The organism is Synechococcus sp. N5 (assembly GCF_900473925.1).
GTDB lineage: Bacteria > Cyanobacteriota > Cyanobacteriia > PCC-6307 > Cyanobiaceae > Parasynechococcus.
This window is the reverse complement of the sequence record NZ_UCNI01000001.1, coordinates 121,578-145,551: the sequence shown is the minus strand read 5'-3', so window position 1 is coordinate 145,551 and position 23,974 is coordinate 121,578. Positions and strand designations below refer to the sequence as shown.

Annotated in this window: 27 protein-coding genes; 12 read left to right on the top strand and 15 right to left on the bottom strand. The window is 60.2% G+C overall.

The window, feature by feature from the left end:
* Position 1: 1 nt before the first annotated feature.
* On the bottom strand, positions 2 to 1,510 hold the full coding sequence (locus tag DXY03_RS00800; RefSeq protein ID WP_115008722.1) for a malate:quinone oxidoreductase: 1,509 nt from the start codon (positions 1,508 to 1,510) through the stop codon (positions 2 to 4).
* An 80-nt stretch (positions 1,511 to 1,590) separates the two neighbouring features.
* Between DXY03_RS00800 and DXY03_RS00795 the strand changes: the two genes are divergently transcribed.
* The 4 genes from DXY03_RS00795 to DXY03_RS00780 all read left to right on the top strand — a co-directional run bounded on the left by DXY03_RS00795 (position 1,591) and on the right by DXY03_RS00780 (position 3,279).
* On the top strand, positions 1,591 to 1,836 hold the full coding sequence (locus tag DXY03_RS00795) for a NifU family protein (protein WP_011128549.1): 246 nt from the start codon (positions 1,591 to 1,593) through the stop codon (positions 1,834 to 1,836).
* Positions 1,833 to 1,994, top strand: a complete 162-nt coding sequence (locus DXY03_RS12795; protein ID WP_115008721.1) for a gamma-glutamylcyclotransferase family protein — start codon at positions 1,833 to 1,835, stop codon at positions 1,992 to 1,994. Before DXY03_RS00795 ends, DXY03_RS12795 begins: the two co-directional genes overlap by 4 nt.
* A gap of 245 nt (positions 1,995 to 2,239) precedes the next feature.
* The gene (locus DXY03_RS00785) at positions 2,240 to 2,962 is read left to right on the top strand and encodes a GAF domain-containing protein (protein WP_115008720.1); all 723 of its coding nucleotides are present in this window, start codon (positions 2,240 to 2,242) and stop codon (positions 2,960 to 2,962) included.
* Between the two features lie 83 nt (positions 2,963 to 3,045).
* Complete coding sequence (locus tag DXY03_RS00780; RefSeq protein ID WP_115008719.1) at positions 3,046 to 3,279, top strand: hypothetical protein; 234 nt, start codon at positions 3,046 to 3,048, stop codon at positions 3,277 to 3,279.
* Positions 3,280 to 4,657: 1,378 nt separating this feature from the next.
* Here DXY03_RS00780 and DXY03_RS00775 read toward each other — a convergent pair.
* A complete protein-coding gene (locus DXY03_RS00775) occupies positions 4,658 to 5,056 on the bottom strand; it encodes a glycine zipper 2TM domain-containing protein (RefSeq protein ID WP_244272169.1) in 399 nt (132 codons plus the stop codon).
* A 919-nt stretch (positions 5,057 to 5,975) separates the two neighbouring features.
* Here DXY03_RS00775 and DXY03_RS00770 point away from each other — a divergent pair.
* On the top strand, positions 5,976 to 6,686 hold the full coding sequence (locus DXY03_RS00770; RefSeq protein ID WP_115008717.1) for a hypothetical protein: 711 nt from the start codon (positions 5,976 to 5,978) through the stop codon (positions 6,684 to 6,686).
* A 546-nt stretch (positions 6,687 to 7,232) separates the two neighbouring features.
* Here the strand turns inward: DXY03_RS00770 and DXY03_RS00765 are convergent.
* Entirely contained in the window at positions 7,233 to 8,399 is a 1,167-nt protein-coding gene (locus tag DXY03_RS00765) for a phage integrase N-terminal SAM-like domain-containing protein (RefSeq protein ID WP_136987604.1), read from the bottom strand.
* 71 nt (positions 8,400 to 8,470) lie between these two features.
* Between DXY03_RS00765 and DXY03_RS00760 the strand changes: the two genes are divergently transcribed.
* Positions 8,471 to 9,652, top strand: coding sequence for an aminotransferase class V-fold PLP-dependent enzyme (locus DXY03_RS00760; protein ID WP_115008715.1), 1,182 nt, complete (start codon positions 8,471 to 8,473; stop codon positions 9,650 to 9,652).
* A gap of 32 nt (positions 9,653 to 9,684) precedes the next feature.
* Here the strand turns inward: DXY03_RS00760 and DXY03_RS00755 are convergent, their stop codons facing one another.
* The 3 genes from DXY03_RS00755 to yidD are packed head-to-tail and all read right to left on the bottom strand — an operon-like array spanning position 9,685 to position 11,777.
* Complete coding sequence (locus tag DXY03_RS00755; protein WP_115008714.1) at positions 9,685 to 11,190, bottom strand: UDP-N-acetylmuramoyl-L-alanyl-D-glutamate--2,6-diaminopimelate ligase; 1,506 nt, start codon at positions 11,188 to 11,190, stop codon at positions 9,685 to 9,687.
* A 36-nt stretch (positions 11,191 to 11,226) separates the two neighbouring features.
* A complete protein-coding gene (locus DXY03_RS00750; RefSeq protein ID WP_115008713.1) occupies positions 11,227 to 11,499 on the bottom strand; it encodes a glutaredoxin family protein in 273 nt (90 codons plus the stop codon).
* Positions 11,499 to 11,777, bottom strand: coding sequence for a membrane protein insertion efficiency factor YidD (gene yidD, locus DXY03_RS00745; protein ID WP_115009231.1), 279 nt, complete (start codon positions 11,775 to 11,777; stop codon positions 11,499 to 11,501). Before yidD ends, DXY03_RS00750 begins: the two co-directional genes overlap by 1 nt.
* Positions 11,778 to 11,853: 76 nt before the next feature.
* Between yidD and rpsD the strand changes: the two genes are divergently transcribed.
* Together rpsD and DXY03_RS00735 are read left to right on the top strand one after the other, a co-directional pair.
* Entirely contained in the window at positions 11,854 to 12,462 is a 609-nt protein-coding gene (gene rpsD / locus DXY03_RS00740) for a 30S ribosomal protein S4 (protein ID WP_011363781.1), read from the top strand.
* A 27-nt stretch (positions 12,463 to 12,489) separates the two neighbouring features.
* Positions 12,490 to 13,143, top strand: coding sequence for a DUF4079 domain-containing protein (locus DXY03_RS00735; RefSeq protein WP_170951921.1), 654 nt, complete (start codon positions 12,490 to 12,492; stop codon positions 13,141 to 13,143).
* Here the strand turns inward: DXY03_RS00735 and DXY03_RS00730 are convergent.
* Complete coding sequence (locus DXY03_RS00730) at positions 13,140 to 13,706, bottom strand: nucleoside triphosphate pyrophosphatase (RefSeq protein ID WP_115008712.1); 567 nt, start codon at positions 13,704 to 13,706, stop codon at positions 13,140 to 13,142. The genes DXY03_RS00735 and DXY03_RS00730 overlap by 4 nt on opposite strands.
* On the opposite strand from DXY03_RS00730, the gene DXY03_RS00725 reads away from it, so the two are divergent.
* The 4 genes from DXY03_RS00725 to DXY03_RS00710 are packed head-to-tail and all read left to right on the top strand — an operon-like array spanning position 13,705 to position 17,100.
* Entirely contained in the window at positions 13,705 to 14,148 is a 444-nt protein-coding gene (locus DXY03_RS00725; RefSeq protein ID WP_115008711.1) for an Npun_F0494 family protein, read from the top strand. The genes DXY03_RS00730 and DXY03_RS00725 overlap by 2 nt on opposite strands.
* Positions 14,149 to 14,171: 23 nt before the next feature.
* Positions 14,172 to 15,641 (top strand): cobyric acid synthase, encoded by a 1,470-nt coding sequence (locus DXY03_RS00720; RefSeq protein WP_115009229.1) that lies wholly within the window; start codon positions 14,172 to 14,174, stop codon positions 15,639 to 15,641.
* Positions 15,638 to 15,877 carry a 2Fe-2S iron-sulfur cluster binding domain-containing protein gene (locus tag DXY03_RS00715; protein ID WP_115008710.1) on the top strand — a complete coding sequence of 80 codons (240 nt, stop codon included), beginning with the start codon at positions 15,638 to 15,640 and terminating at the stop codon, positions 15,875 to 15,877. Before DXY03_RS00720 ends, DXY03_RS00715 begins: the two co-directional genes overlap by 4 nt.
* Positions 15,874 to 17,100 (top strand): chloride channel protein, encoded by a 1,227-nt coding sequence (locus DXY03_RS00710; RefSeq protein WP_115008709.1) that lies wholly within the window; start codon positions 15,874 to 15,876, stop codon positions 17,098 to 17,100. The genes DXY03_RS00715 and DXY03_RS00710 overlap by 4 nt, the downstream gene beginning before the upstream one ends.
* Here DXY03_RS00710 and cbbX read toward each other — a convergent pair.
* From cbbX to DXY03_RS00670, 8 genes are all read right to left on the bottom strand, one after another.
* A complete protein-coding gene (gene cbbX, locus DXY03_RS00705) occupies positions 17,054 to 17,959 on the bottom strand; it encodes a CbbX protein (protein WP_115008708.1) in 906 nt (301 codons plus the stop codon). The two genes, DXY03_RS00710 and cbbX, sit on opposite strands and share 47 nt — an antisense overlap.
* Positions 17,943 to 18,194 carry a 4a-hydroxytetrahydrobiopterin dehydratase gene (locus DXY03_RS00700; protein ID WP_115008707.1) on the bottom strand — a complete coding sequence of 84 codons (252 nt, stop codon included), beginning with the start codon at positions 18,192 to 18,194 and terminating at the stop codon, positions 17,943 to 17,945. Before DXY03_RS00700 ends, cbbX begins: the two co-directional genes overlap by 17 nt.
* A gap of 34 nt (positions 18,195 to 18,228) precedes the next feature.
* On the bottom strand, positions 18,229 to 19,368 hold the full coding sequence (locus DXY03_RS00695) for a CO2 hydration protein (RefSeq protein ID WP_115008706.1): 1,140 nt from the start codon (positions 19,366 to 19,368) through the stop codon (positions 18,229 to 18,231).
* Positions 19,365 to 20,855 carry an NADH-quinone oxidoreductase subunit M gene (locus DXY03_RS00690; protein WP_115008705.1) on the bottom strand — a complete coding sequence of 497 codons (1,491 nt, stop codon included), beginning with the start codon at positions 20,853 to 20,855 and terminating at the stop codon, positions 19,365 to 19,367. The genes DXY03_RS00695 and DXY03_RS00690 overlap by 4 nt, the downstream gene beginning before the upstream one ends.
* A 10-nt stretch (positions 20,856 to 20,865) precedes the next feature.
* Positions 20,866 to 22,710: an NAD(P)H-quinone oxidoreductase subunit F gene (locus tag DXY03_RS00685; RefSeq protein WP_115008704.1), complete on the bottom strand. Its 1,845-nt coding sequence runs from the start codon at positions 22,708 to 22,710 to the stop codon at positions 20,866 to 20,868.
* A gap of 111 nt (positions 22,711 to 22,821) precedes the next feature.
* Positions 22,822 to 23,358: a BMC domain-containing protein gene (locus DXY03_RS12785; RefSeq protein WP_115008703.1), complete on the bottom strand. Its 537-nt coding sequence runs from the start codon at positions 23,356 to 23,358 to the stop codon at positions 22,822 to 22,824.
* Positions 23,359 to 23,411: 53 nt separating this feature from the next.
* Positions 23,412 to 23,663 (bottom strand): carboxysome peptide B, encoded by a 252-nt coding sequence (locus DXY03_RS00675; protein ID WP_011363752.1) that lies wholly within the window; start codon positions 23,661 to 23,663, stop codon positions 23,412 to 23,414.
* Positions 23,663 to 23,974, bottom strand: coding sequence for a carboxysome peptide A (locus DXY03_RS00670; protein ID WP_006850911.1), 312 nt, complete (start codon positions 23,972 to 23,974; stop codon positions 23,663 to 23,665). Before DXY03_RS00670 ends, DXY03_RS00675 begins: the two co-directional genes overlap by 1 nt.

Here is a 23,974-nt window from a genome sequence, read left to right as displayed (position 1 = left end):
CTCAGGCACTGAGTCCCAGCAGGGCATCACTGCGTTCCCGCATCCGGTTCAGCACCTGCGGATCCTGCTGCGGATCTTCATGGATGCTGGGCAACAGCGCTTGCAGCCGTTGCTGCCAGGCGGCGCTGTCGAGCCGTTGCTTGAAGCAGCGCTGCAACACTTCCAACATAATCGTCACCGCTGTGCTCGCTCCCGGAGAGGCCCCCAGCAGCGCCGCCAGGGAGCCATCGCCGGAGGCCACCACCTCGGTTCCCAACTGCAGCCGTCCGCCCTGCTTGCTGCGTTTGATGATCTGCACCCGCTGGCCCGCCACCGAGAGAGTCCAGTCATCAGCACGGGCGGTGGGCATGAACTGCTGCAGCGCCTCATGCCGCTCTGCTGGGCTCTGGCGCAGCTGATTGATCAGGTACTGCACCAATTCGAAATTGGTTGCCCCCACCTGCAGCATCGGCAGCAAATTGGTGGCCCGCACGGAAGCAGGCAGATCCAGCAAGGAACCCTGCTTGAGGAACTTGCTGCTGAAGCCGGCAAAGGGGCCGAACAGCAGCGACCGCTTGCCATCGATCCAACGGGTGTCGAGGTGGGGCACCGACATCGGCGGAGCTCCCACCGCCGCCTTGCCGTAGACCTTGGCCCGCTGACGGTCGGCCAGCTGAGCATCACCGCAAACCAACCAGAGGCCGCTCACCGGGAAGCCCGCGAAATCAGCCGCCTCCGGAATCCCGGAGCGTTGCAGCAGCGGGAGAGCACCACCCCCGGCACCGAGGAAAACGAAAGGAGCACGCACTTCTTTTTTGCCCGAGGGGCCTGTAAGCACAACGCGCCAGTCGGCCTCGGTCATGTCGCTGCGACGCAGGCGTTTGAGGTCGTGCACCTGGGTGCCGTACTCCACGCTGAGCGCTCCGCTCTGCTGCAACGGCATCAGATAGGCCCGGGTGAGGGTGCCGAAATCCACGTCGGTTCCCCGATCAATCCGGGTGGCCGCCACCGGCTGCTTGAGATCGCGGCCTGCCATCACCAGGGGCATCCATTCGGTGAGCTCGCTCTGGTCTTCGCTCCAGCGCATCCGCGCAAAGGCCGGCAGGTCTTTCAGTTGGCTGAAGCGTTGACGCAAAAAGGCGATGTTCTCCGGCGTCCACACGGCGCTGATGTGAGCAGCCTGGTGGAGGAAGCTGCTGGTGTCGAGATCGCCCCGCTCTTGGAGTGAGCTCCAGAACTCCAGGCTGCGTTCAAACGAGGCATTGATGGCCACCGCTTTGGCCGTCGCGACGGTGCCATCCGCCTGCATCGGGGTGTAGTTCAGCTCACAGTTGGCGGCATGACCGGTACCGGCATTGTTCACCGCTGCGCTGCTCTCCAGGGCAGGCGCTTCTAGGCGCTCCACCAGAAGAATCCGCAGCTGCGGGTCCAGTTCATGCAGCAGCGCCGCCAGAGTGGCACTCATGATTCCGGCGCCCACCAGCACGGCGTCGTAGCGGGCCTCGGGGTTGAACGAACCGTCGTGCTGCACCGGAGCTGGAGGGTTAACCGCTCTCGTCACCCTATGGGGCCGCTCCGTAACCTTGAAGCCTTGATGTCTGGTTCATCCCGATGAGCACTGAAACCATGGCCCTCACGCTGGAGAACGTGGAGAAGGTGCTGGATGAACTGCGCCCCTTCCTGATGGCCGACGGCGGCAACGTTGAAGTGGTGGAACTGGACGGCCCGATCGTGAAGGTGCGCCTGCAGGGAGCCTGCGGCAGCTGCCCCAGCAGCACGATGACCTTGAAGATGGGCATCGAACGCAAGATGCGCGAGTCGATCCCCGAAGTGAGTGAAGTGGTGCAGGTGCTCTGAAGCGCCTTTTCGTCTACGGATCACTCAAAAGCAACGGCAGCGCCCATCACTTGCTGAAGGGCGCCAAACGAGACAGCGACGGCATCGTTGACGGGTTCATCGAGATCCAGCACCGGGGTTACCCGATGCTGCAGCGAGGCAATGGGGCCATTTCATGAGAGGTGTACTGGGTACCCGAGCCTTGTTGGCGCGCCTTGGATGATTGGGTGGAGGTGCCTGAGGTGTATCTGCGCAGCAGCGTGACCCTCAGGGATGGCCGCAGCGTGTGGCTCTATGAAGCAGCCCCAAAAATCAATTAATCAAAGAAAGTAAAATCCACAAAGCTAAATTTTTCGCACCGCACATTTACAGAAAATAAAAAAACGATGTCTTAGACCATTGGCATATCAAGTGAGGTGGGCCGATGCAGGCAGCACCCAAACCGATCAACGAAGCAGCCAGGCTGAGATCACTCAGTGAATACCGAATTCTGGGAACGAAGCCTGAAAAAGCCTTTGACAACATCACCCGGATGGCCTCAGAGATCTGCCAATCTCCGATTGCCCTGATCTCCTTGGTGGATGAAAAGCGTCAGTGGTTCAAATCGAAGGTGGGCCTTGAGGCCAGCGAAACCGACCGGGATATCTCCTTCTGTGCCCATACGATCCTCGATTCCAAACCTCTGGTGGTGGAGGACGCGCTGTTTGATGAGAAATTCCGAGACAACCCCCTCGTTCAGGAAGAACCCCACATCCGCCTTTATGCAGGCTTCCCCCTGAAAACAGACATCAACCACCGCATTGGAACGCTTTGCGTGATTGATCGCATTCCCAAATCACTCACGAATTCGCAATACAAGGTGATGGAAGGCCTGGCGGAACAGGCCACCACACTTTTGGAACTCAGACGCCGATCCCTGGCCCTGATGGATGAGTTCTGTCAGATGCATCATGCCCAAGGCTTAATCACAACCTGCAGCTACTGCAAATCGATCCGCGACAGCGAGGGGTTCTGGCAGCCGATCGAACGATTCCTGATGCAGCACAGCACGCTGAATTTCAGCCATGGCATCTGTCCCGAATGCATGAACGAGCACTTTCCCGACGAGCAAAGCAGTCGAGCGGAGTCGTCGAATAATCAGCGGTGAGGCAATGGGAACCGGGCGCTTGGTTCAGCGCAATCACAGACTTGACATCGCCGGAAAATAAAAGGTAGTTCCATTAATGCGTCATGCGAATTGCAGATTTTCTGTATCGCAAGCTCGGACTGAATATCTTCAAGGCAGCGCCACACCTGAGGACACAAACACCTGAGGTTCCAGCCCCCGCCGAGGATGAGCCGGAACTTCTGGAGCCACCAACCCCGATCAATACATCAAGCAGCGATGTGATTCACATCGGGCCACGGGGTGGTCGCTACAAGGTGGATGCCAATGGCCGCAAGGTCTACCTCAAAGCCAGCTGATATCGTCAAAACCGACAGGTTGGACGACAAGCTGAGTTGAAATACTGATTAATTTGGTTCGGTAGCAGACACAACCACCATCCATTCAGCCTGCACGACAAGTTTGATTCAGATCGGGAGCTCGAGGTGAACGCTGGTCCTGCTTGCCCCATCCGCTTTGGCACAGCGAACAATCAAAACGAATCGCTTACGGATCAATGTCTGACGGCCGCAGAAATCGAATGGCGACGTTGGTCGGGCTGGCAGATGGAACGAACCGCTGAAAAACAGTTCAGAAAAAGGTGGGTATGAGTCGTTGAGCAAGAAGCGAAGACCCTGAAGAGCGACGACGCCACTGCCAACGTGGTGACACCGATCCTTTGGCTCACGCCATTGCCGTGACCATGCGTGACATCTGCCCTGCACTGCAGAACAAGACCTACTTCAACTAGGACGCACTACTCATTGCACAAGCTCAGATCGCATGCAGCACAATGGTTTTCAAAGATGAGACAAGAAAGCTTTAGTCACACCTTTAGTCACGGAATTGATCGACACAGTCAGCCGACAACACCCTGAGCCATGACACACAAAAGTAACAAGCAATACATAATTCGAGAGGGAACGTAACCGAACGAACACGTTCACTGGGTTACAAAGAGACTGCTATTGGCTCTTCTGTCATGTTCGAAAAGCTTGTTGTCATTCAGCTTGGCGCTCTTCTCTTCGCCAACACTCATGATCACGGCACGGAATGGGTGAAGTGGGGAGGCATCGTGGTTTCTATTGCGACTGTTGTTGTGGGGGTAGCCACTGGAGGCTGATCAACAATTGATCGACCAATCCTGATCAAGCGAGCTAGGCCGTCTCTTCCACCTGGGAGAGGCGGCCCTCCTCTATGGCCCTTGTGTAGCTGGCACTGCAATCGAAGCTGGGTTGGCTTGGAGGAATGCTGGTACAGCGACTGAGCCACTACCCAGTCCTGCGAAATTTCAAAAACAGGAGGGGCATGGAGGGCTTTCAGGTCCATGCCAGTACGTAGACGGGCCTCAGAAATTTCTGCTGGAGTTTGGACGGGGTGGCGAGACGATTGAGGCGTCTTCAACTTGGTAAACGCTGATCTCATGACTCACCTCTGCACGAGGATCTGAACCGCTGGCATCATTGCCACAACGGTTGGGACAAATGTCACTCCGGAAGAGCTTTGACTCGTTCGCACCGCAGCACAAGCTGTGGGATGCACAAGAGGCGTACGCGCAGGCCGTCTAAGGCGGAGGACAGCTAACGCCTGCGCCTTGCTTTGACTTTTAAGGCTCGCTTGTTGCGCAATACGGCGAGATAACCACCGAGCCCTAAGCCAACCAGCAGGAGTAGTGGGCTCATGTGTATTCAGAGAGCATCAACCACCATCTACCTGACAGCCGACCATTGCGCCTGCTGCAGCACCAACAGGCACTCCCACCCAACGGCCTTGCTTCCTGGTCAATGCCGCTCCTAGTCCGGCTCCAAGCAGTCCACCGATCACACTCCCCTGACGGCAGTCGTTGTTGTCGGTATCAACTGCTTGTTTTTTTTGCGTAGAGTCCAGGAACAGCCCATCAGAACACGCTATCTCTACCTTTTCGGTCCAATTTTTAACATATCCAGGACTGTCTTTTGTGCCAGGAAAGTATTCCTCCTTGTAAACCTCCTGGAAGCACTGCGTGGTTTGGGAATAATCAGGCTGCGAAACAGTTTGGGCTTGGGCGGCTACAAGGCCAATAAGCGGCGTAGCCGCTGTGCCAATCAGCAGGGACACAAGGAAAGGTTGGAGCGAGGGCATCGTGATTGTTCCTCTACAGAAAAGCTACTCCCATAGAGATGCCAAGCTCAGCTGATTGGAAGACACCGAAATGGGAAGTTATGGAACGCCAATTAGCCAAGTGAAGAAAGCTGCCGAGCGCCTTTCTCATCAACCTTCAGATCTCGACTACTAAACCCAAACGGGATTAAATATTATTTCACCAAATCACTCAAGTGATGTTGCTGGGCTGGCGAACTGCAGCGCTGATGCGCCAAAGACTTGTAGGCGCTCTTCTCAACCCTGCTCAATGATCTCTATCTCCCCTGGTCTAACCATTCTCTTAAAGCCACATCGACGCAGTTTTTATATCCTTCGTCGCTGTCAAACCTCTCCCAAGCAAAAGCTGAGGGAGCCGAGATGAGCAGAACAGAAAGGAGCACCGGTAGTCGTTTCACGTAAAACCCTCGAACCACAGTTCAATATGGCTTGAAATATCCTAGGCCGAAAAAGGATCGCAACTTTCACTAAGCGCCATACAATGCCAAGGGGTGAAGAGCGGCTGAACTCCGAGTATAAGAAAAAGCTATGTCACTTTGTGTCGAACACAGCAACGGTGTACGAGCAATGGATAGACATCAGGGACTACAGCCTGGTTCTGTCCCGCCCAATTCATGTCAAGGTGATCCGCTGCAGCTCATAGAGCAGATCACCTGAGCCAAGACCGCCATTTTCCTGGCCATCTCGTCTCACTTGCATCCATAGCAATGAATCGTGAATCGCGTCTACAACACTGGCCGGAGACGCAGCTCTACATCCGCAAGCCAGAGAAGATCAATCAATAGATGGAGAAATGGGTGCTACTACAGAACCAATTGATCCTGCTGACCAAGAGGAGGTCCAGAATGAGGGATAACAAAGTGATCCGAAAACGCCGATGACCAGTAGTAGGGCCAAAAAATGGGACTGGCGAACGAACAGCAAAGAAATGCTGTCCTGGATTGCCGAGGCTGTCGTCGGTAGTTCATCAGCTTGGGATGAAACTGATGACGACGAGATCGACCCCATCGCAGTTATGGGGAGAACGGATACTCGCTCTGACTGGGTTGGTGCAACTACACCAAAAGGAAACCGTGGAACAAGATCGCCCCAGCGGCCCGATCTGGCACGGCGCTACTTCATCAGCCGTGAACAATCACCTGTAGGCAACTTCTTCGAGAAAAAGAAACCAGAGTGGACGCGCGAACAGCAGATTGATGCATACCGCGACTACGTCTGGGATGAGTGGCTCCAGAAAGGGAACATGCCCGACGGGGCTGACCGTTGGTTACGTGCGCGTGCTGCAGAGGTAATTGCAGGCAAAACCATCGACTTGATTTCCGACTCCCGCGAGTTCAGCCGAAAAAATGGAGGGGGCTTCATCGGAGAAGGAGCTCCTTATGACTGCCACGGCCATGTCGTCCGAGCCTTAATCCTGATCAAGGCTGGACGGATCACGAAAGAGGATTACTTCGCTAGCCAGGCTGAATATCTCCTGAAGATGGAAGGCGATCCGATTGGACTGGCCTGGAAGCAGGAAGCCAAGGAAATCATCGCGGCACGTGAGGCGGCCCAAGAAGAATCCAAATCGGACCCATGGTCTGAGTAAAGCTGCTCTTAAATGATCTTTGTCGGGGCTTACTTGATCTTTGATGAGCAACTTAAGTTGTCTACCTGGAAAAAAGATTAGCCTCCCACTTCCAAGTATACATAACAATATTGATCTATGAATTCACTTAGATTCGGTTTGGGAGGTGTTGCCGCAGGCTCCGCCTGTAGCACTCACTCCGCAAACACTAATCAAATGAATACCCCGTAGAGGACGATTTCACTTGAGTTCATGGTGGTGCCGCTGTGTTAGGGCGTCACGCTGACGGGATCAGATAACGGGTACTACTACAAGCTGCCTGAAGGCTTGTTCTCCCTGGCGTCTGACAACGCGGATGACGACCTACTCCCGAAGGCATTCAGAGTCACCCATTTCTTTTACGTGGCTTCCAAACCACGAGTTTTTAGTCATCTTTTCTTTGATGATGGTGGAAAGCACTGAGCTATTCCCCGTTATAATGTCCGATCACAAGAGGCCTCCAGAAGGGCCTACAGGAAGAGATAAGTGCTGCGTGATGGATTGATCATTCAGCCGCAGAGAAGGGCCTTAGAGGAGCTTTACGGCGCGTCTGAGCTCGCTCCATGGTGCAGCACCATATAACATTGAAATTGAATTGGGTGTATGCCCAAGCAATGCAACGACTACAGCTTCATTCATATTATTAGAGCGCAATACCGTTGCAGCACGGTCTCTGAAGCCTTTAGGTGTAACTCCAACTATTTTCCTGCATGGTTTTGAAAGATTGACACCCCAACGCTTGTTTGATTCCTGATACTGACCTGGCCATAAAAGGCCCTTCTTTATCCGCAGTTCTTCAGCCAAAGCCTTAAGTCTTGGATGGATCGGGATAGACCGTTCAGAGGAGGAGGTTTTCAGAGGCCTCAACTCATTAGGCCGAATAAGAATCCGGTCTTCAAGCAAGTCTTCCGCTTGCAAGCCAGCAATCTCGGCAAGACGAGCACCCGTGAAAAACAGGAACTGAAAAATCTCCATCTGCTCTCCCGCCCCGTGCCACTGCGATGGGTCGATGATGGTGATATCGGGCTTTCTAGCCTTGACAATCTTGATTCGTTTATTCAGTCCTTGAAAGACATGCGTGGAATCAGGTTTTAACTCACAAAGAACCGACCAAAGACCGCTCAGAAAAGCGAGTTGCGTTTTGACAGTTGAAGGATTGAGACGTTCCAGCAACCAGGATCGATAGGCAATGGCGTGCTCCTTGGTGGCAGAAGTCGGATGAGTGACCCCTGCGTGTTCCAAGAAACCGTCTAAAGCACTCTTCCAACTCATCTCGGTCCGCGCTGCAGGCGACTTAAGGGCCTTGGCCTGCTGGATCAGCTCGTCCTTCGAGAGGTGTTGTCGCGGCTGCTCCTCTCCCATCAGAACAGCTCTGTACCTGCTCTCTTGCTCGGAAGTAATCAGGCCTTCATCGACAGCGACATCAGAGCCTTCAAACAACAGATCGACAATTTCAGAATTTGAGAGGTCAAACCGTTGAGGAAGCGAATCAATCAACTCGTCACCGGTGAGCGAAACCTCATTTCGAGCCTCCGCGATGAGTCGATCGGTCCTAGCCGCAAAAGCCGGGGAGAGCCGCTGGGCGACCCGATAGGTCGAGCCTGCAGCCTCAACCCAAATCGTTTTGCCTATGACTGGCTGAACGTCCTTCGGGACGCCACGCTGCAACTGGTACCCATTGCGTGCTTTACGCACGTATGTCGGATGCTTCCGGAAGGGCACCTTTAGTCACAGCTTTAGTCACACCCTAGTCAGCCAAAAGCCAGATGGACACAAATGAGTTGCGATCACTGTGTCCCGCCCTGCAGAACAAGACCTACTTCAACTACGGCGGCCAAGGGCCATTGCCCAATCCATCCCTGGAGGCGATCACCGCAAGCTGGGCGCGCATTCAGGAGTTGGGGCCGTTCACAGCAGATGTTTGGCCCTACATCGCCAAGGAGGTGAACAGCACCCGCCGCCTTCTGGCCCAGTGCTGCGGTGTTCCGCCCCACCGGCTTGCCCTCACCGAAAACGTCACCAGCGGCTGCGTGCTGCCGCTCTGGGGGTTGCCGTTTACCGAAGGGGACCGGCTACTGATCGGCGACTGCGAACACCCAGGTGTTGTGAGTGCCTGTGTGGAACTGGCCCGGCGCCAGAACCTCGCCATCGACGTGCTGCCGGTGAAGCATCTGCGGGGTGATCAGGCCCACTGCGATGCCGCCATGCTCGAGGCGATCAATCAGACCATCACCCCCCACACCCGTCTGGTGGTGCTGAGCCATCTGCTCTGGAACACCGGCCAGGTGATGCCGATAGTCGCCGTCGCCAAGCAACTCCATCAGCACCCCCAACAACCTTTTCTGTTGGTGGATGCAGCCCAAAGCTTTGGACAGATCCCCGTCGAAGACGCCGCTGCAGCAGCGGACATCTACGCCTTCACCGGGCACAAGTGGGCCTGTGGAGCGGAAGGCCTGGGGGGCGTGGCGCTTTCAGAGCGTGTGGTGGCCGAGGCGTCTCCAACAGTGATCGGTTGGCGCAGCCTGCGTGATGAAAGCAAGGTGGATCTGAGCAGCACTGATCTGTTTCATCACGACAGCCGCCGCTTCGAAGTGGCAACCAGCTGCGTTCCCCTGATGGCCGGCCTGCGCTGTTCACTGCAACTGCTGGAGAAAGCAGGATCAACCCAGCAACGCTGGGACCACATCCGAGCCCTCAGCGGCAAGCTCTGGCGGGCACTCCAGGGGCTGGATCACGTCACACCCCTGCTGGAGGTGCCTCCCTCAAGCGGACTGGTGAGCTTTCAGGTCATTGGCGATATGTCCCCTGCAGAGCATGTGAAGCAGCTGGGGGCCCAGGGGCTGTGGATTCGCGATCTGGCAGACCCCAGTTGCTTGAGGGCCTGCACCCACATCACCACCACAGACGACGACATCAACGCTTTGGTGGCCGCAATCAGCACCCTTTGAGGCTCAGATCAACCACGTCAGAGCACCTTGCTTCAAGACAACCTCAAACGCAGGGCACGTTCCGCTTCCTCGCGATCGTCGAAGTGCACCTTTTCAGTTCCCAGAATCTGGTAGTCCTCGTGCCCCTTACCGGCCACCAGCACCAGATCTTTCGGCTCTGCTTCGGCGATGGCTGAGGCAATCGCCTTGGCTCGATCACCCTCCACAAGCAAATCGCTACCCGCCGGAATCCCCGCCACCACGTCATCCAGGATCTGCTGAGGATCCTCGGTTCGGGGGTTGTCGGAGGTGACCACCACGCGGTCCGACAGGCGTGCCGCAATCGCCGCCATCTGCGGACGCTTGCCACGATCCCGATCACCACCGCAACCGAACACGCAGATCAGCCGCCCGGTGCAGAACGGACGCGCTGCTGAAAGCGCGTTGTCCAAGCCATCCGGGGTGTGGGCGTAATCCACCAGCACCGGCGGCAAATTCGCTGCATCCACCCCGTTCAGGATCACCCGCTCCATGCGGCCGGGCACGCCACCGAAACGGCCGATGGCCTCCAGCAGCACCGGCAAGGGCAGCTGCTGCTGAAGCAGCACCCCCACCGCCTGGAGCAGGTTCATCAGGTTGAAGCGACCCAACAGGGGCGAACGGAAACGACCCTCGCCCACAGGACTGATCAAGCGACCCTCCACCCCAGCAGCCGTCATCTGCAGGTCACTCATGTGCAACTCGGCCGAGGGATCCTCAAGGGAGCTGCGCCAACAGGCGGCCCCAAGCCGTTCGGCCAGGCGCGCCCCCCAGGGGTCATCGCTGTTGACCACCGATCGCACGCCGTCAGCAAGCAACAAAGGATCTGAAAACAGCGACGCCTTGGCCTCGAAGTAGTCCTCCATGGAGGCGTGGTAGTCGAGGTGGTCCTGCGTGAGGTTGGTGAACACGGCGCCCGCGAAGCGGCAGCCCGCCACCCGCTGCTGCGCCAGGGCGTGGGAACTCACCTCCATCGCCGCCAGGCCGCAACCTGCGGAGGCAGCCTCGGCGAGTTGCCCCTGCAGGAGGTCGGCAAAGGCCGTGGTGTGGGTGGCCGTGATGCTGTGGCCCGGCCAGCGGTTCACCAAGGTGCCGAACAAGCCCACCGATTGGCCGGCCGAAGCGGCCAGATGCTCGATCAAATGGGTGGTGGTGGTTTTGCCATTGGTGCCGGTCACACCAATCAGGGCCATGCGCCTGCAGGGGTGATCCCAGAACGCCGCAGCAATCTCACCGATTCGCCGCGCCACCGGCTCCTGGATCACCACCACAGGGGCATCCGCGCCTGGCGGTTGTGCTGCAGCAGCTTCAGCTCCAATCACAGCAGCGGCTGCACCGGCCTCAAGGGCTTGGGCCCAGAAGCTGCCTCCATCCACCCGTTCGCCCGGGAGACCGAGAAACAGGGTTCCAGGGCCGACGCGGCGGGAATCGGTGGTTATCGCCTCCAACCCAGGGTTCACCAGCCCCGGCGGCACTGCGATGCCTGCATCACTCAACAGGGCATGCAACGCCTGCGTCATCCAATCTCCCCTGTGCTTGGGGGAGTTTTAAGCCGTTCAGAGCGCTGTGGACAGACAGCGTTGCAACCAATTCAACAGTCCCTCACCCGTGAGCCGCGGGGAAACCCGGGGAAGCTCAGATCCATCGAGCGCGAGCACAGGCACCTCAAGGTCGTAGCGCGCCTTCAGCTCCTGGGGGGTACCGGACGCATCGATATCAATGACCGTCAGCTCGATCGAGAGCCCCAAAAGATCGAGGGCGCGCAAGCGGGATTCCAAGCCTTCACACAGGCAGCAACCAGCGCGGCCGTACAGGGTGAGCTGCTTCATCAATCGGGCACTGGGTCACAGCCACAGGGGGTGAAGGGATGGCAGCGCAGCAGCCGTTTCACGGTGAGCCAGCCCCCCTTCCAGGGTCCATGCTTCTGAATGGCCTCCAGGCCATAGGCACTGCAGGTGGGCGTGAAGCGACAGCGGGGCCCGATCATCGGGGAGATGAAACGCCGATAAAAACCAATCCCTGCCAGGAGAACAGCCGCCAGAGCCTGATTGATCGCCTGTCGCAGCTTGGCCATCGGGCCGCCAGATACAATGTCCAATTCGTGCATCGCGGCAGATGCCTGGGGCTGTTTCGGTTCCAGCATGCCCAACAACCGCACGAACTCAATACACACCTTCCCACCTATGTCTCGTTACCGCGGCCCTCGCCTGAGGATCACGCGGCGCTTGGGAGACCTCCCCGGTCTCACCCGGAAGGCCGCCAAACGGTCCTATCCCCCCGGTCAGCACGGCCAAGCCCGTCGCAAGCGCTCTGAATACGCGATCCGTCTCGAAGAGAAGCAGAAGCTTCGCTTCAACTACGGAGTCTCCGAGCGTCAGCTCGTGCGCTACGTGAAGAAAGCGCGCGCCCAGGAAGGTTCCACCGGAACCAACCTGCTCAAGCTGCTCGAGAACCGTCTCGACAATGTTTGTTTCCGCCTAGGCTTCGGTCCCACCGTGCCCGGCGCCCGTCAACTGGTGAACCACGGCCACGTGACCGTTAACGGTCGTGTGACCGACATCGCCAGCTACCAGTGCAAGCCCGGCGATGTGATCGCAATCCGCGAGCGCAAGTGCAGCAAGAAGCTGGCTGAAGCCAACCTCGAGTTCCCCGGTCTGGCCAACGTGCCCAGCCACCTCGAGCTGGATAAGTCCAAGCTGAGCGCCAAGGTCACCGCCCGTTGCGAACGCGAGTGGGTTGCCCTGGAGATCAACGAACTGCTGGTGGTGGAGTACTACTCCCGCAAGGTCTGATCCAGATCCTCAGTTCACAACCCCACGATGCGCAACCCTGGGTTCAGGGTTGCGTTTTTTTTGGCTGATCCCCAGGCACTGCAGTCGCTCACCGGCCACGACTGGCTGGGATTGATCCACCCCGTGCTGATGATCCTGTTCGTCTACCCGGTGGTGGGCGCCACGATCCGGCTGGGAATCCTGGCGCGGGAAAAGCGGCTCAAGATCAACCCAATCGCCGACACGGTGCCGGTGGAGCATGCGCAGCATGGGGCCTGGGTGACCGGCGGAGTGCTGGTGGCGGTGCTGATCGGCCTGGGCTACAGCCTCTGGAGCAGCCACCCCCTGGGTCTGATCGTCACCGGCAGCGCTGTGCTGTTCAGCTTCGGGCGCCTGCTAACGACCCGGCTGGTCTGGCAGCGCTTTCTCTGGGCTATCGCCAGTGGCTGCGGCCTGCTTCTGCTGGGGCTGCATCCGGCCGTGGAGCGGTTCAGCGATGTTCCCTGGAGCCCCCTGTTCTGGCAGTCCCATTTCTGGATGGGAATGTTGCTCACCGCCCTGTTGCTGAGCTCAACGGCGCTGCAGCCCTTGATTGGTCATTCCGTGCAGGCCAGGCGCATTCACATCAGCAGCAATCTGCTGGTGGCTTTGCTGCTGGCCATGCAAGCGATCTCGGGAACGCGAAATCTGCTGCTGCACTAAGCCAACGCTGAAAGCTGCTGACGCAACCAGGGAAGGCTCAGGCCGATCACGTTGGAATAACAGCCATCCAAGCCATCGATGCAGAGGCCGCCGCGGCCCTCGAGGGCAAAGCCACCAGCGCATTGCAGCGGTTCTCCACTGGCCACATAGGCCTCGATCTCGGCCTGGCTGAGCGAGGCAAAGCGCACCACCGTTTCCACGCAGGCCATCAGCTCAGGTTGTCCGCGACGGATCAAGCAATGGCCCGTCAGCAGTGATCCGCAGCCGCCAGCCATGCGCTGCCAACGCTCGATCGCATCAGCTGGCCCTGAGGGCTTGCCGAACACCTGCCCATCAAAACTGAGCACCGAATCACAGCCCAGCACAGCCGTGATCTCGGCATCGCCCACCGGGTCAAGCGTCTGGGCAACAGCTATGGCCTTGGCCTGAGCCAGCAGTTTCACCAGCTCTGCGGGCTCCGCATGCTGGATCTGGTCTTCATCCACACCGCTGACGCGCACCTGATGCGGGATTCCCGCTTGCTCCAGCAAACGGCGACGCGCCGGCGAGGCGGAAGCAAGCATGAGCACGGGAACACACCGCAGAACAACGCTCCGTAGGCTGCCAGGGACGGAAGGCTTCGCCATCGCTCACCCCACCGACCTGCTGGATCGACGCAGCCGTGACCGGGCCTGCCGGGCCATGGGATGCCTGCCCTTCTCTGAAGCGCTCTATCGGGATCTTCAGCAGCAAGGCTTGGATGCCGGCGACCTCTGGAGCGAACCCAGCCGCTACGGCCGCAAAACACGCTGGTTCCGCAACAGCGAAGCCCTAGAAGACGACCTGCGTTGGCTGATCAGCGTGGGCGTGCTGCGCCGGGAAGTGGATGGGCAAGGGCTGACCAGCCGTTTCAGGCTCACGCCCCTGGGTCGCCAGCTGCTCGATGACGACCCCGCACTCCTGCAGCGTTCGATTCCGGTGTTGGAGCGTCTGCGTCACGGCCTGCGTCGGCACTGGCCGCTGTGACCGGCACCACGCCGCGACCCCTGATGGTGCTGGGCACCTCCAGCGGTGCCGGCAAATCGCTGATGACGGCGGCGCTGTGCCGGGTGCTCCAACGCCGTGGGGAACAGGCGCTGCCCTTCAAGGGGCAGAACATGAGCAACAACGCCTGGGTGGATGCCGATGGCGGGGAGATGGCCTACTCCCAGGCCATGCAGGCCTGGGCGGCGGGCCTTGAACCCTGCTGCGCCATGAATCCCGTGCTGCTGAAACCACGGGGAGACAGCACCAGTGAGGTGATCCATGGGGGCCAGAGCGTGGGGATCGCCCGCGCCGAGCACTACTACCGCGACTGGTTCCGCCCCGGTTGGCAGGCGATCCGCACCGGCCTGATGCAGCTCCAGCAGCAATGGCCCCAAGGCCGGCTGGTGCTGGAGGGGGCGGGAAGCCCGGTGGAAGTGAACCTGCAACGCCGCGACCTCACCAACCTGCGCCTGGCCCAGTACCTGCGGGCCAACTGCCTGCTGGTGGCCGACATTGAGCGCGGCGGTGTCTTCGCCCAGATCGTTGGGACGCTCGCTTTGCTGCGCCCGGTGGAGCGCCCGCTGATCAAAGGCATCCTGATCAACCGCTTCCGCGGCCGTCGGGAGCTGTTTGATGAGGGTCGCCAATGGCTGGAAGCCAACACCGGGGTACCGGTGCTGGGGGTAATGCCCTGGCTCAACGAGCTGTTTCCACCCGAAGATTCCCTCGATCTGCTGGAACGCAAACCCACCCGCGGGGCCACCGATCTGGAGATCGCTGTGCTGCGGTTGCCCTCCTTGAGCAACTTCTCCGATCTCGATCCGCTCGAAGCTGAAGCCAGCCTGAAGCTGCGCTGGATTGAACCAGGGGAACCCCTGGGGCAGCCGGATGCGGTGATTCTTCCGGGAAGCAAGCAGACGCTGCGGGATCTCGAAACGTTGAACAGCTGTGGACTGGCCGATCAACTCAGGGCCTACGCCAAGGCTGGGGGATCCGTCCTGGGCATCTGCGGCGGCATGCAGATGCTGGGCAAAACGTTGAACGATCCGGAGGGACTGGAGGGAACCGATCAGCGGGGACCCCAGAGCGGCCTGGGCCTCCTGCCCCTGGACACCACCTTCAGCGGCACGAAACGGCTGAGCCAGCGCAGCATCGATGGCCTCTGGCCCATGGAAACACCGCTGAACGGTTTTGAACTGCACTACGGCACCACCACCCCAGATCCCGGCCTTCGGCCGCTAAGCAGCGACGCTGGTTTGGGGTGGTGGGCTCCCGGGCCCAAGGGTTCGAGCGTGGTGGGCACCTACCTGCACGGCTTGCTCGACAACGGCCCCTGGCGACGGGCCTGGCTCAACCGGCTTCGCGAGCAACGGGGATTGCAACCGCTGGCCAACGATCCCAAGAACCACAGCGCCCACCGTGATCTGTTGCTCGATCGCCTCGCCGATGCCTTCGAGCAACATGTGAACCTTGCTCCATTGCTCCAGCCATGACGTCGATTCCTGTGCGCTGGCCCGATGGGCGCATCACCCACGAAACCATCGGCGAGGACTGGTTGGTGGCCGCCAGTGGGGCGGGCATCAGCATTCCCACCGGTTGCCTGGGGGGCAGCTGCGGGGCCTGCGAGATCGACGTCAACGGCAAGACGGTGCGCGCCTGCATCAGCACCGTTCCGGCGTCGAAATCAGCGAAACTCAGCGTTGAATTCGCCACCGACCCGCACTGGTGACTCGCCTTCGCCTCAGCCTGATGGCCCTGCTCACCGGCACCCTGAGCGGCGCCGGTGTGGCGGTTGTGATGGGCTGGATCGGCGGCATAAGCCAGCGGCTCTGGGGAGATCCGGTGCTCGAGGGCTTGGATCGCAGCCTTCCCCTGGGCTGGTCGCTGCTGATCTGCGGCGGCAGCGGCTTGATCCTCTCGCTGCTGCATAGCCCCGGCCCCACAACATTGCTACCGGAGCTGCGGGACACCCTGAGTGATGTGCGTGATCCAGACCAGGCTCCGAAACGCGATGAAGCTCGCGGCCTTCTCGGAGCGGCGCTGGCCCAGGTTGGGGGAGGTTGCATCGGACCTGAGGCCCTGATGAGCCGCATGGCCGCCCTGGTCAGTCAACGGATCTGGCGTGGTCGTGACCAGAAGCTTCAGGAAGCAACAGTTGCAGGCAGCCTCGCCTTTTTCGGAGCTCCACTGCTGGGGGGTGCTGTGGTGGGCGAGGTCACTCACCCCAAAAAACGCAAGCAGGCCTTCCTCGACCGCTGGTTGCCAGGCAGCCTCGGCGGTGTTGCCGGGTTTGCCGCCTTCAATGGCATGGGAACCGCCAGCGGTGGATCGCTACAACGGCTTCCCTACATCTGGCCCAGCAACCTGGGGGAAGATCTCGGCAGCCTCAGCGCAGGCCTGTTGGGGGGACTCATCGGTTGCGGCCTGGGTTTGTTGTTTCTGCAGTGGCGAGGCTGGCTGGAGCAGCACCAACTCCTGGCCCAATGGCCCTGGTGGCCGCTGCTGACCGGCCTGCTGTTGGGGGCCTGCATGCACTGGTTGCCGTTGGTTCCCTTCGCCGGAGAAGAGCAGCTGCGGCCCCTGCTTGAAGGCCAAAACTCAAGTGAGGCCTGGGTTCTGCTCCTCTCCTCGATCGTGAAACTGCTGATGCTCGGCCTTTGCCTGGAAACAGGCTGGCGCGGAGGGGTGTTCTTCCCCTTGTTCCTGGTGGCCTGCGCACTCGGTATGGGACTTCACCTGCTGCTGCCGGATCTCGGAAGCCTGGGCAGTTGGTGCGGCGCCCTCACGGGTGCGTTGTACCGCTGCGTGCTGCCTGCTCCCTTGGCGGTTCTGGTGCTCGGGGTTGCCCTCCTGCAGGGTCACGGCACAGCCGGCCTGCTGGTGGGCCTCGGCATGGCGCAGCTGATCAGGCGCCGTGCTGAGCGGGATGGTGGCCCTCCACTTCGCCCTTGAACACACGGCTGGCCCGGATGTCGGCCTCCTCAATCGTGATGAGATCCTGCTTGGTGAGGGCTTCTCCCATCCGCGAAAACAACCGGTTGGCCTGGCGCAGACGGGCCCGGTCCAAGGCATTGCGAACCGAGCGCGCGTTGGCGAAGAAAGGCAGCTGCCGCCGGCGCGAAACGTAGTCGGAGAACGCAGTCTCGGCCTCGGCACTGAACTGGTAGTGCTGGGCCTCGAGGAGCAGGCCTGCAATCGCCATCAGCTCGTCGTCGCTGTAGTCGGGGAAATCGAGGTGGTGCGCCACCCTTGAAGAGAGGCCTGGATTGGAGCTGTAGAAGGTCTCCATCCGATCCCTGTAGCCCGCAAAGATCACCACAACGTCGCTGCGCCGGCTCTCCATCTCCTGCAGGAGAATCTCAATCGCTTCGGCGCCGTAATCGCGTTCGTTGTCTGGCTTGTAGAGGTAATAGGCCTCATCGATGAACAGCACGCCACCCTGGGCACGCTTGAGCATCTCCTTGGTTTTTGGGGCGGTGTGACCCACGTACTGACCCACGAGATCGTCGCGGGTGGCCGTCACCACATGACCCTTGCGGAGGTAACCCAGGCGATGCAGGATTTGCGACATCCGCTGCGCCACGGTGGTCTTGCCCGTACCAGGATGGCCGGTGAACGACATGTGCAAACTGGGCGCGGTGCTGGGCAACTCCAGTTGCTGCCGCGCCTGATCCACCAGCAACAGCGCTGCGATCTCTCGGATCCGCGTCTTCACCGGCGCCAGGCCGATCAGTTCACGGTCCAGTTGGTCCAACACCTCAGCCACACCGGAGTCGGCGTAAGCCGAAGCCAGATCAACTGAGGAGGGCATCGATCTCTGCGGCAAAGGCACGATCGGCTTCGCTCAGCTGGGCCTCGGGGCCGTCATCCTCCGGCCGGATCGTGATGTTCACGTAGGTGCGCCCAAAGCTGATGTCAGGAAAGCGCTGGGTGGCCTCGCTGTGGTCGCCGAGTTTGTCGAGAAAATCCCTGGTGGCGTCGTAGCTCTCAAACTCGAAACGACACTCGAGGCATACGGGTCGTTTCCGCTCCTGCCACTGATTCATCAGAGTCCCCGTTCAGCCTGAACCTGCTGGAAACCTAGAGGAGCGCCACCCGCTGACAGCCCATCAAGCGGCCAGACCAGGCCTCGGCGTAGGCCCGATTGGCGGCCTGCTGCTCGGGGTCATCGGTGTGCAGCGGATGCGGCATCGTGCCGGCGATGGCGGCATTGGTGACGCAGAACATCGACTTCTGGAAGCTGACGCAGATCTGCACGTGCACATCCGTTTGGCCTCGACCGTTGTCGTCGTACCAGAGGCTCAGTTCCTCGGGCAGGTGGCGGTACATGTCCTGCATGCAGAGGCTGGGGGGAATGCCCGCACCCATGCTCGGAATCGGGTCGGCGTAAAGGGCGCCGTACTTGAAATCACTGATGTCCGGTGAAATCTGCCGGGCCTGGGCGTTGTAAGACACCGTTCCAAGGAAGGGCATGCCGCGGAAGAAAACGGCCTCCACGTAGGGCACCGCAACATCCACCAGAAAGGTGAGACCCGCCTCAGGGGGAAGCACCCAGATCTCTTCATCACCGATCGTCACCTTGTATTCAATCGGGCTTCCGGCCGCCGCCACCAGGCCATCGCGGATGTGATGCACCACATCGTTGACGCAGGTGACTTCCTTGATCGCGTAGCGGCGGGCCAGGTCGACAAAGATGTCGCTCATCACGCGCCAGAACAGACCGAGGCAATAAATCGTGGTGAGCGAACGGATGGCCTCGGGGGCGAAATCGGGATAAAGGCGGTTGTTGAGGGCCAGCAGTGGGTCCCGCGCCGACTTGCGCTTGATGATCCGCTGGCAGGCCTCGGCGAACTCAGGCGTGTCGAGGTAGGCATCCAACCCGCCGGTGCCATGCCAGAACATCGCCTTCTGGCAGTACTCGGCGTACTCAAAGTTGATGCGATCCCCCATCAGATGGGTCCAGAGGCGCTTGAGGTTGAACCCCTCATGGAAGAAGCGGAACACCGGGAAGGGATTGAGCATCTGCTGCTCGCCCTGATCCACCAGATTCTTGCTGTAGGCATCGAGAACCAGCCCATAGCTCTCGAGCACATTCACCACCTGCAGCAGATGGTCGGGGGTGTCCTTGAGCAGCGGCGTGTCGCTGAGCAAACGACGGATCAACTCCTCCTGATCAGGAAGCACCGGAGGTTGAACGGGGGATGCGGATGTCGGGGTCATGACAGATCTCCAGTGATCAGGCTGAGGCCCGTGGTGGCCGCCTCACTGAGGTTCGACAGCAGCTCCGGAGCAAGGCCAAGCACCAGCACACCGAGGCTGAGGGCGATGGCCGGGGCCTGTTCCCGCAGCGCCACGCGGTTGAGGATACGGGGATTCACCACCTCGCCGGGGGCGATCGCCAGGCGACCGAAGAAGGCGCGGTTCACCAACAGCAGGAAATACACCGCCGTCAGTCCCGATCCCACCATGGAAAGCAGCGTGGCCAGGGGGAAGGGCTGAAGGCTGCCGCGGAAGATCAGGAATTCGGAAATGAAGCCGGCCATACCGGGGATTCCGGCACTGGCCATCACCCCGATGATCATCAGAGATCCAGTGAGCGGCAGGCCGCGCTGGGGGTTGAGCAGGCCACGCAAGACGTTGAGGTCGCGGGTGCCGGTCTGGGCATAAACGACACCCACCACCAGGAACAGCACGCCAGAGATCAGGCCGTGGCTCACCATCTGGAACAGGGCCCCCATCAACCCAAGCGGCGTGGCGGCGGCGGCGGCCAGCAGCACGTAGCCCATGTGGCCCACCGAGCTGTAGGCCACCATGCGCTTCATGTCGGTCTGGGCAATCGCCGCAAGGGATCCGTAGAGCACTGAGATCGCAGCCCAGCCGGCCAGCCAGGGGGCAGCCACCTGCCAGGCGTCGGGGAACAAACCAAGGCAGAAACGCAGCAGGCCGTAGGTGCCCAGCTTGAGCAGCACACCTGCCAGAAGAACCGACACCGGTGTGGAAGCCTCGGTGTGGGCATCCGGCAGCCAGGTGTGGAAGGGGAAGAGGGGGATCTTGATGCCGAAGCCGATCAACAGAGCACCCATCAGCAGCAGCTGGGCGGTCATGCCCAGTTCACCGGAAAGGATCGGCCTCAGGCTGAAGTCCATGGTTCCTGTGACCAGAGCAATGCCAAGGAAGGCACCCAGGATCAGCACGCCTGAGACGGCGGTGACGATCAGAAACTTCGTGGCGGCGTAGGCCCGGTTGGCACCACCCCATACAGCGATCAGCATCCAGAGAGGGATGAGCTCCAGTTCGTAGAACAGGAAGAAGAGCAGAAGGTTCTGGGCCAAGAAGGCACCATTCACCGCTCCGGAAATCACCAGCAACAGGGCGAAGTAGACCCTGGGGCGGTTTTCGATCGTGCGCGACGCGATCGCCGCCACCAAGCAGAGCACCCCATTCATCAACACCAGCGGCAACGACAAACCGTCCAGCGCCAAGGCGTAATCCAGGCCGATGGCATGCACCCAGCGGGCCTGCTCCACCAACTGCAAACCTGCGTCGGCGGCATCGAAGGGCAGCAGCAGGGCGAAGCTCGCCAAGCACTGCACCACCAGCAGCACGATGGACACATCGCGCAGGCGTGCACTGGACGGGGATCCCGGCCAGAGGATCAGAGCCAGAGCCCCGAGGAAGGGAATCAGAAGCAGGAGGGAAAGAAGCATCTCGGGGCGATCAGGTGAGGAACCAGCTCACCGCGGTGAGGAAAAGAACGATGGCCAGGAGCACCGTCAGCACGTACGACTGGCTCTGGCCGCTGACGCTGAGCTTGAGGCTGTCGGCACTGGCCAGGGAGAAGCGCGCCACTCCATTGAGAAGACCATCCACCACATTTCGGTCGAACCAGGAGGCCAAGCGAGAGAAGCCAGCCACCACGTTGACGATGGTGAGGCGATAGAAGCGCTCGGTGTAGAAGTCGTAGGCCAGCAGGTCCTGCCACCAGCGCAGAACAGGATTCAGCGAGCGGGACCAGGCCTTGCTCAGGGGGAGAACGGCGCCAGCGAGCAGGCCCAGCAGTCCGCTTCCCACCACAAGAGCTGCTGCCCAGAGGGGGAAGGCCAACAAACCATCGAGCGATTCAAGCCGCACCAGCAACAGCGGGGTGATCAGCACGATCACGGTGAGCGCCACCATTGGGAACGCCATCTGCCAGTTCACCTCGGCAGCCCGGCGGGACTTGATCAGGGAATCCCCCATGAACACATGGCGGAACACCCGCACCAGACCCATGGCGGTGAGTGCGTTGGTGAGCAGGAAAACCGCCATGAACGGCACCGAGCGCACGCTCAGCAGCTCAATCGACTGGGCCAGGGCTAGGAAGCCACCCAGGGGCAGGAATCCCACGAGACCAGCACCACCCACCAGAAACGCCGTGGTAGTAGCCGGCATGCGGCTGCCCAATCCCCCCAGCTCGGTGATGTCCTGACAGTTGGTGGAGGCAATCACGCCGCCAATGCTCATCGACAGCAGCGCCTTGGACACGGCATGGGTGAAAAGCAGCAACAAGGCCAGAACAGGGATCTGCAGCGCAATGGCGATGAAGACAAGGCCCATGTGGGCCGTTGTGGAATACGACAGCGTGCGTTTGATGTCCACCTGAGCCAGGGCCACCAAAGAGCCACCGATCGCACTGATGCTGCCGATAACGAGCATCACGCCGATGGCGATGGGCGAGAGCTGAAGGATCGGCATCACCTTCAGCAGCACGATGGCGCCGCAGGTCACCACCACCGAGTTCCGCAGAATCGAAGCGGGGTTCGGGCCCTCCATGGCTTCGTCCAGCCAGAGGTGCATGGGGAACTGGGCGCATTTACCCGTTGGGCCAGCAACCAGGCCCAAACCCAACAGCGTTGCCGCCAATGGGGAGAGGGTGTCTTGAGCGGCCCAGGCGTAAAGGTCGTTGAACCCCATCACGCCGGAATAGCTGCAGAGCGCCACCACACCCATCAGCAGCAGCACATCACCAACGCGCTTGGTGAGGAAGGCATCCCGGGCTGCTGTGACCACCAGGGGTTGGGCGTACCAGAAACCCACCAATAAATAAGTGGAGAGCGTCAGCATCTCCAGCAGGAAATAGCTCTGGAACAGGGAGTCGCTGAGCACGACACCACTCATCGCGCCCTCGAAAAAACCAAGCAGGGCAAAGAAGCGGGCCAACGCCCATTCCTTGTCCATGTAGCCCAAGGAATACACCTGCGACAGCAAGCTGAGGCCCGTGATCAGTTCCAGGGCCACCAGGTTGGTGAGCGACAAGCTGAAGCTGATGTTCAGCTCCAGGTCAGCCACGCTGAGCCAGGGGAAGGCCAGATCCACCGGCCCTGATTGGTAAACCTCCTGCAGGATCAGGCTTCCGTGGGCGAAGGCCAGCAGGGTGAGAAGAATGTTGAGGTAGGCCGCCGGTCGATGGGCATCTCGGCGGAACAAGCCACAGGCCCAAGGGAGGGAAACCAGCATCCCGATGAACCCATAGAGCGGGATCAACCAGGCGGTCTGGATGGGAAGCGAAAGCTCCGGGGTCAAAACGGCGAGCGGGATGGTGATCGAGCTGGTCGCTGGTTGGCCGGCGAATCTAGGAGCCGGTAAGGAGCTAAAGGGCTCTTTGTGAACGGCTGTGAGGAGGGTTTTATGCCTTCAGCTGCGGCGAGCGGCGCCACTGCCGGCCAACACCGGCTCCACCTCTTTATGAGGACGGGCAATGATGTGAGCAGCGACGAGGCCGTCGCCCACGCGCTCGCAGGCATCGGCACCGGCACGAACAGCGGCATTCACTGCACCGGTTTCGCCACGCACCATCACCGTGACGTAGCCACCACCCACGTACTCACGGCAGATCAGTCTCACCTCAGCAGCCTTGGTCATCGCATCGGCTGCCTCAATGGCAGGAACCATGCCGCGGGTTTCGATCATGCCCAGTGCCACACCGGGAACGATGGGGGAAGGGGTGGCAGCGGGCTTGGTCACGGCCGAGCCACCGCCGGATCCGGTGTTGGAAGCGCTGCTGCGACGGGTTGTGGTGGACGCACGACGGGTGGTTGAAGCAGGAGCTGCCTTCGCGGGAGTCGACGCGGGAGCAGGAGTGCTGGCCACAGGCTTCACGTCCACAGTCTTGTTCGCCGCGGCGGTGCTGCGGGTGGTGCGACGACGTGGGGTGGGGGAAGGAGTAGCCATGGATTGGTAGGTGTGGAAGCGGAACGGAAACGGCGGAGGGAAATGAAGGATCCCTATCCGTCCGGATTCCAGAAATCGATGATGCCACCGATGGTGAGATCGGTGAGAACGGTGTTGTCAGGGCAGGCATGCCGGGCAGCCGAACCGCTGGCGGTGAACACCCAGTTGCCCTCACGGGCACCCACGGGGTCAACAGCCACCAGCTTCTTGCCCTTGTTGTTCTTGAGAATGCGCAGGTGCATGTGATCCAGACCGGCAACCCGGTAGGAGCAGACCAGCGTTCCCATCACCTGCATGATCTCCATCAACTGGCCTTGCCTCCCGCGGGTTTGCTGGGGCTGGGGGACGGAGAGGGAGCGGAGGTCTTCGGGGGGTCGGGTTCCCAGTGGTCAATGATCCCCACGATCGTGAGGTCACTGGGATAAGACTTGCTGCCGGCAGCTTCACGGGCGGCCGAGCTGCTGACGCAGATCACCCAGTCCCCAGGTTTCGCACCCACTGCATCGACGGCCACCTTTTTAGTGCTGCCATCCAGAACCACCTGGAGGTGTTTGTGCTCGAAATCGGGAATCCGGTTGGTGGAAACGAGCGGCTTGACGACCTTGACGATGAGCAT

Excerpts from the sequence above, each read along its gene's own strand:
- DXY03_RS00795 (WP_011128549.1), top strand. The coding sequence starts at position 1,591 with ATGAGCACTGAAACCATGGCCCTCACGCTGGAGAACGTGGAGAAGGTG.
- DXY03_RS00785 (WP_115008720.1), top strand. The coding sequence starts at position 2,240 with ATGCAGGCAGCACCCAAACCGATCAACGAAGCAGCCAGGCTGAGATCA.
- DXY03_RS00780 (WP_115008719.1), top strand. The coding sequence starts at position 3,046 with ATGCGAATTGCAGATTTTCTGTATCGCAAGCTCGGACTGAATATCTTC.
- DXY03_RS00770 (WP_115008717.1), top strand. The coding sequence starts at position 5,976 with ATGACCAGTAGTAGGGCCAAAAAATGGGACTGGCGAACGAACAGCAAA.
- DXY03_RS00760 (WP_115008715.1), top strand. The coding sequence starts at position 8,471 with ATGGACACAAATGAGTTGCGATCACTGTGTCCCGCCCTGCAGAACAAG.
- DXY03_RS00755 (WP_115008714.1), bottom strand. The coding sequence starts at position 11,190 with ATGACGCAGGCGTTGCATGCCCTGTTGAGTGATGCAGGCATCGCAGTG.
- DXY03_RS00750 (WP_115008713.1), bottom strand. The coding sequence starts at position 11,499 with ATGAAGCAGCTCACCCTGTACGGCCGCGCTGGTTGCTGCCTGTGTGAA.
- yidD (WP_115009231.1), bottom strand. The coding sequence starts at position 11,777 with ATGCACGAATTGGACATTGTATCTGGCGGCCCGATGGCCAAGCTGCGA.
- rpsD (WP_011363781.1), top strand. The coding sequence starts at position 11,854 with ATGTCTCGTTACCGCGGCCCTCGCCTGAGGATCACGCGGCGCTTGGGA.
- DXY03_RS00735 (WP_170951921.1), top strand. The coding sequence starts at position 12,490 with ATGCGCAACCCTGGGTTCAGGGTTGCGTTTTTTTTGGCTGATCCCCAG.
- DXY03_RS00725 (WP_115008711.1), top strand. The coding sequence starts at position 13,705 with ATGAGCACGGGAACACACCGCAGAACAACGCTCCGTAGGCTGCCAGGG.
- DXY03_RS00730 (WP_115008712.1), bottom strand. The coding sequence starts at position 13,706 with ATGCTTGCTTCCGCCTCGCCGGCGCGTCGCCGTTTGCTGGAGCAAGCG.
- DXY03_RS00720 (WP_115009229.1), top strand. The coding sequence starts at position 14,172 with ATGGTGCTGGGCACCTCCAGCGGTGCCGGCAAATCGCTGATGACGGCG.
- DXY03_RS00715 (WP_115008710.1), top strand. The coding sequence starts at position 15,638 with ATGACGTCGATTCCTGTGCGCTGGCCCGATGGGCGCATCACCCACGAA.
- cbbX (WP_115008708.1), bottom strand. The coding sequence starts at position 17,959 with ATGCCCTCCTCAGTTGATCTGGCTTCGGCTTACGCCGACTCCGGTGTG.
- DXY03_RS00700 (WP_115008707.1), bottom strand. The coding sequence starts at position 18,194 with ATGAATCAGTGGCAGGAGCGGAAACGACCCGTATGCCTCGAGTGTCGT.
- DXY03_RS00695 (WP_115008706.1), bottom strand. The coding sequence starts at position 19,368 with ATGACCCCGACATCCGCATCCCCCGTTCAACCTCCGGTGCTTCCTGAT.
- DXY03_RS00690 (WP_115008705.1), bottom strand. The coding sequence starts at position 20,855 with ATGCTTCTTTCCCTCCTGCTTCTGATTCCCTTCCTCGGGGCTCTGGCT.
- DXY03_RS12785 (WP_115008703.1), bottom strand. The coding sequence starts at position 23,358 with ATGGCTACTCCTTCCCCCACCCCACGTCGTCGCACCACCCGCAGCACC.
- DXY03_RS00675 (WP_011363752.1), bottom strand. The coding sequence starts at position 23,663 with ATGGAGATCATGCAGGTGATGGGAACGCTGGTCTGCTCCTACCGGGTT.
- DXY03_RS00670 (WP_006850911.1), bottom strand. The coding sequence starts at position 23,974 with ATGCTCATCGTCAAGGTCGTCAAGCCGCTCGTTTCCACCAACCGGATT.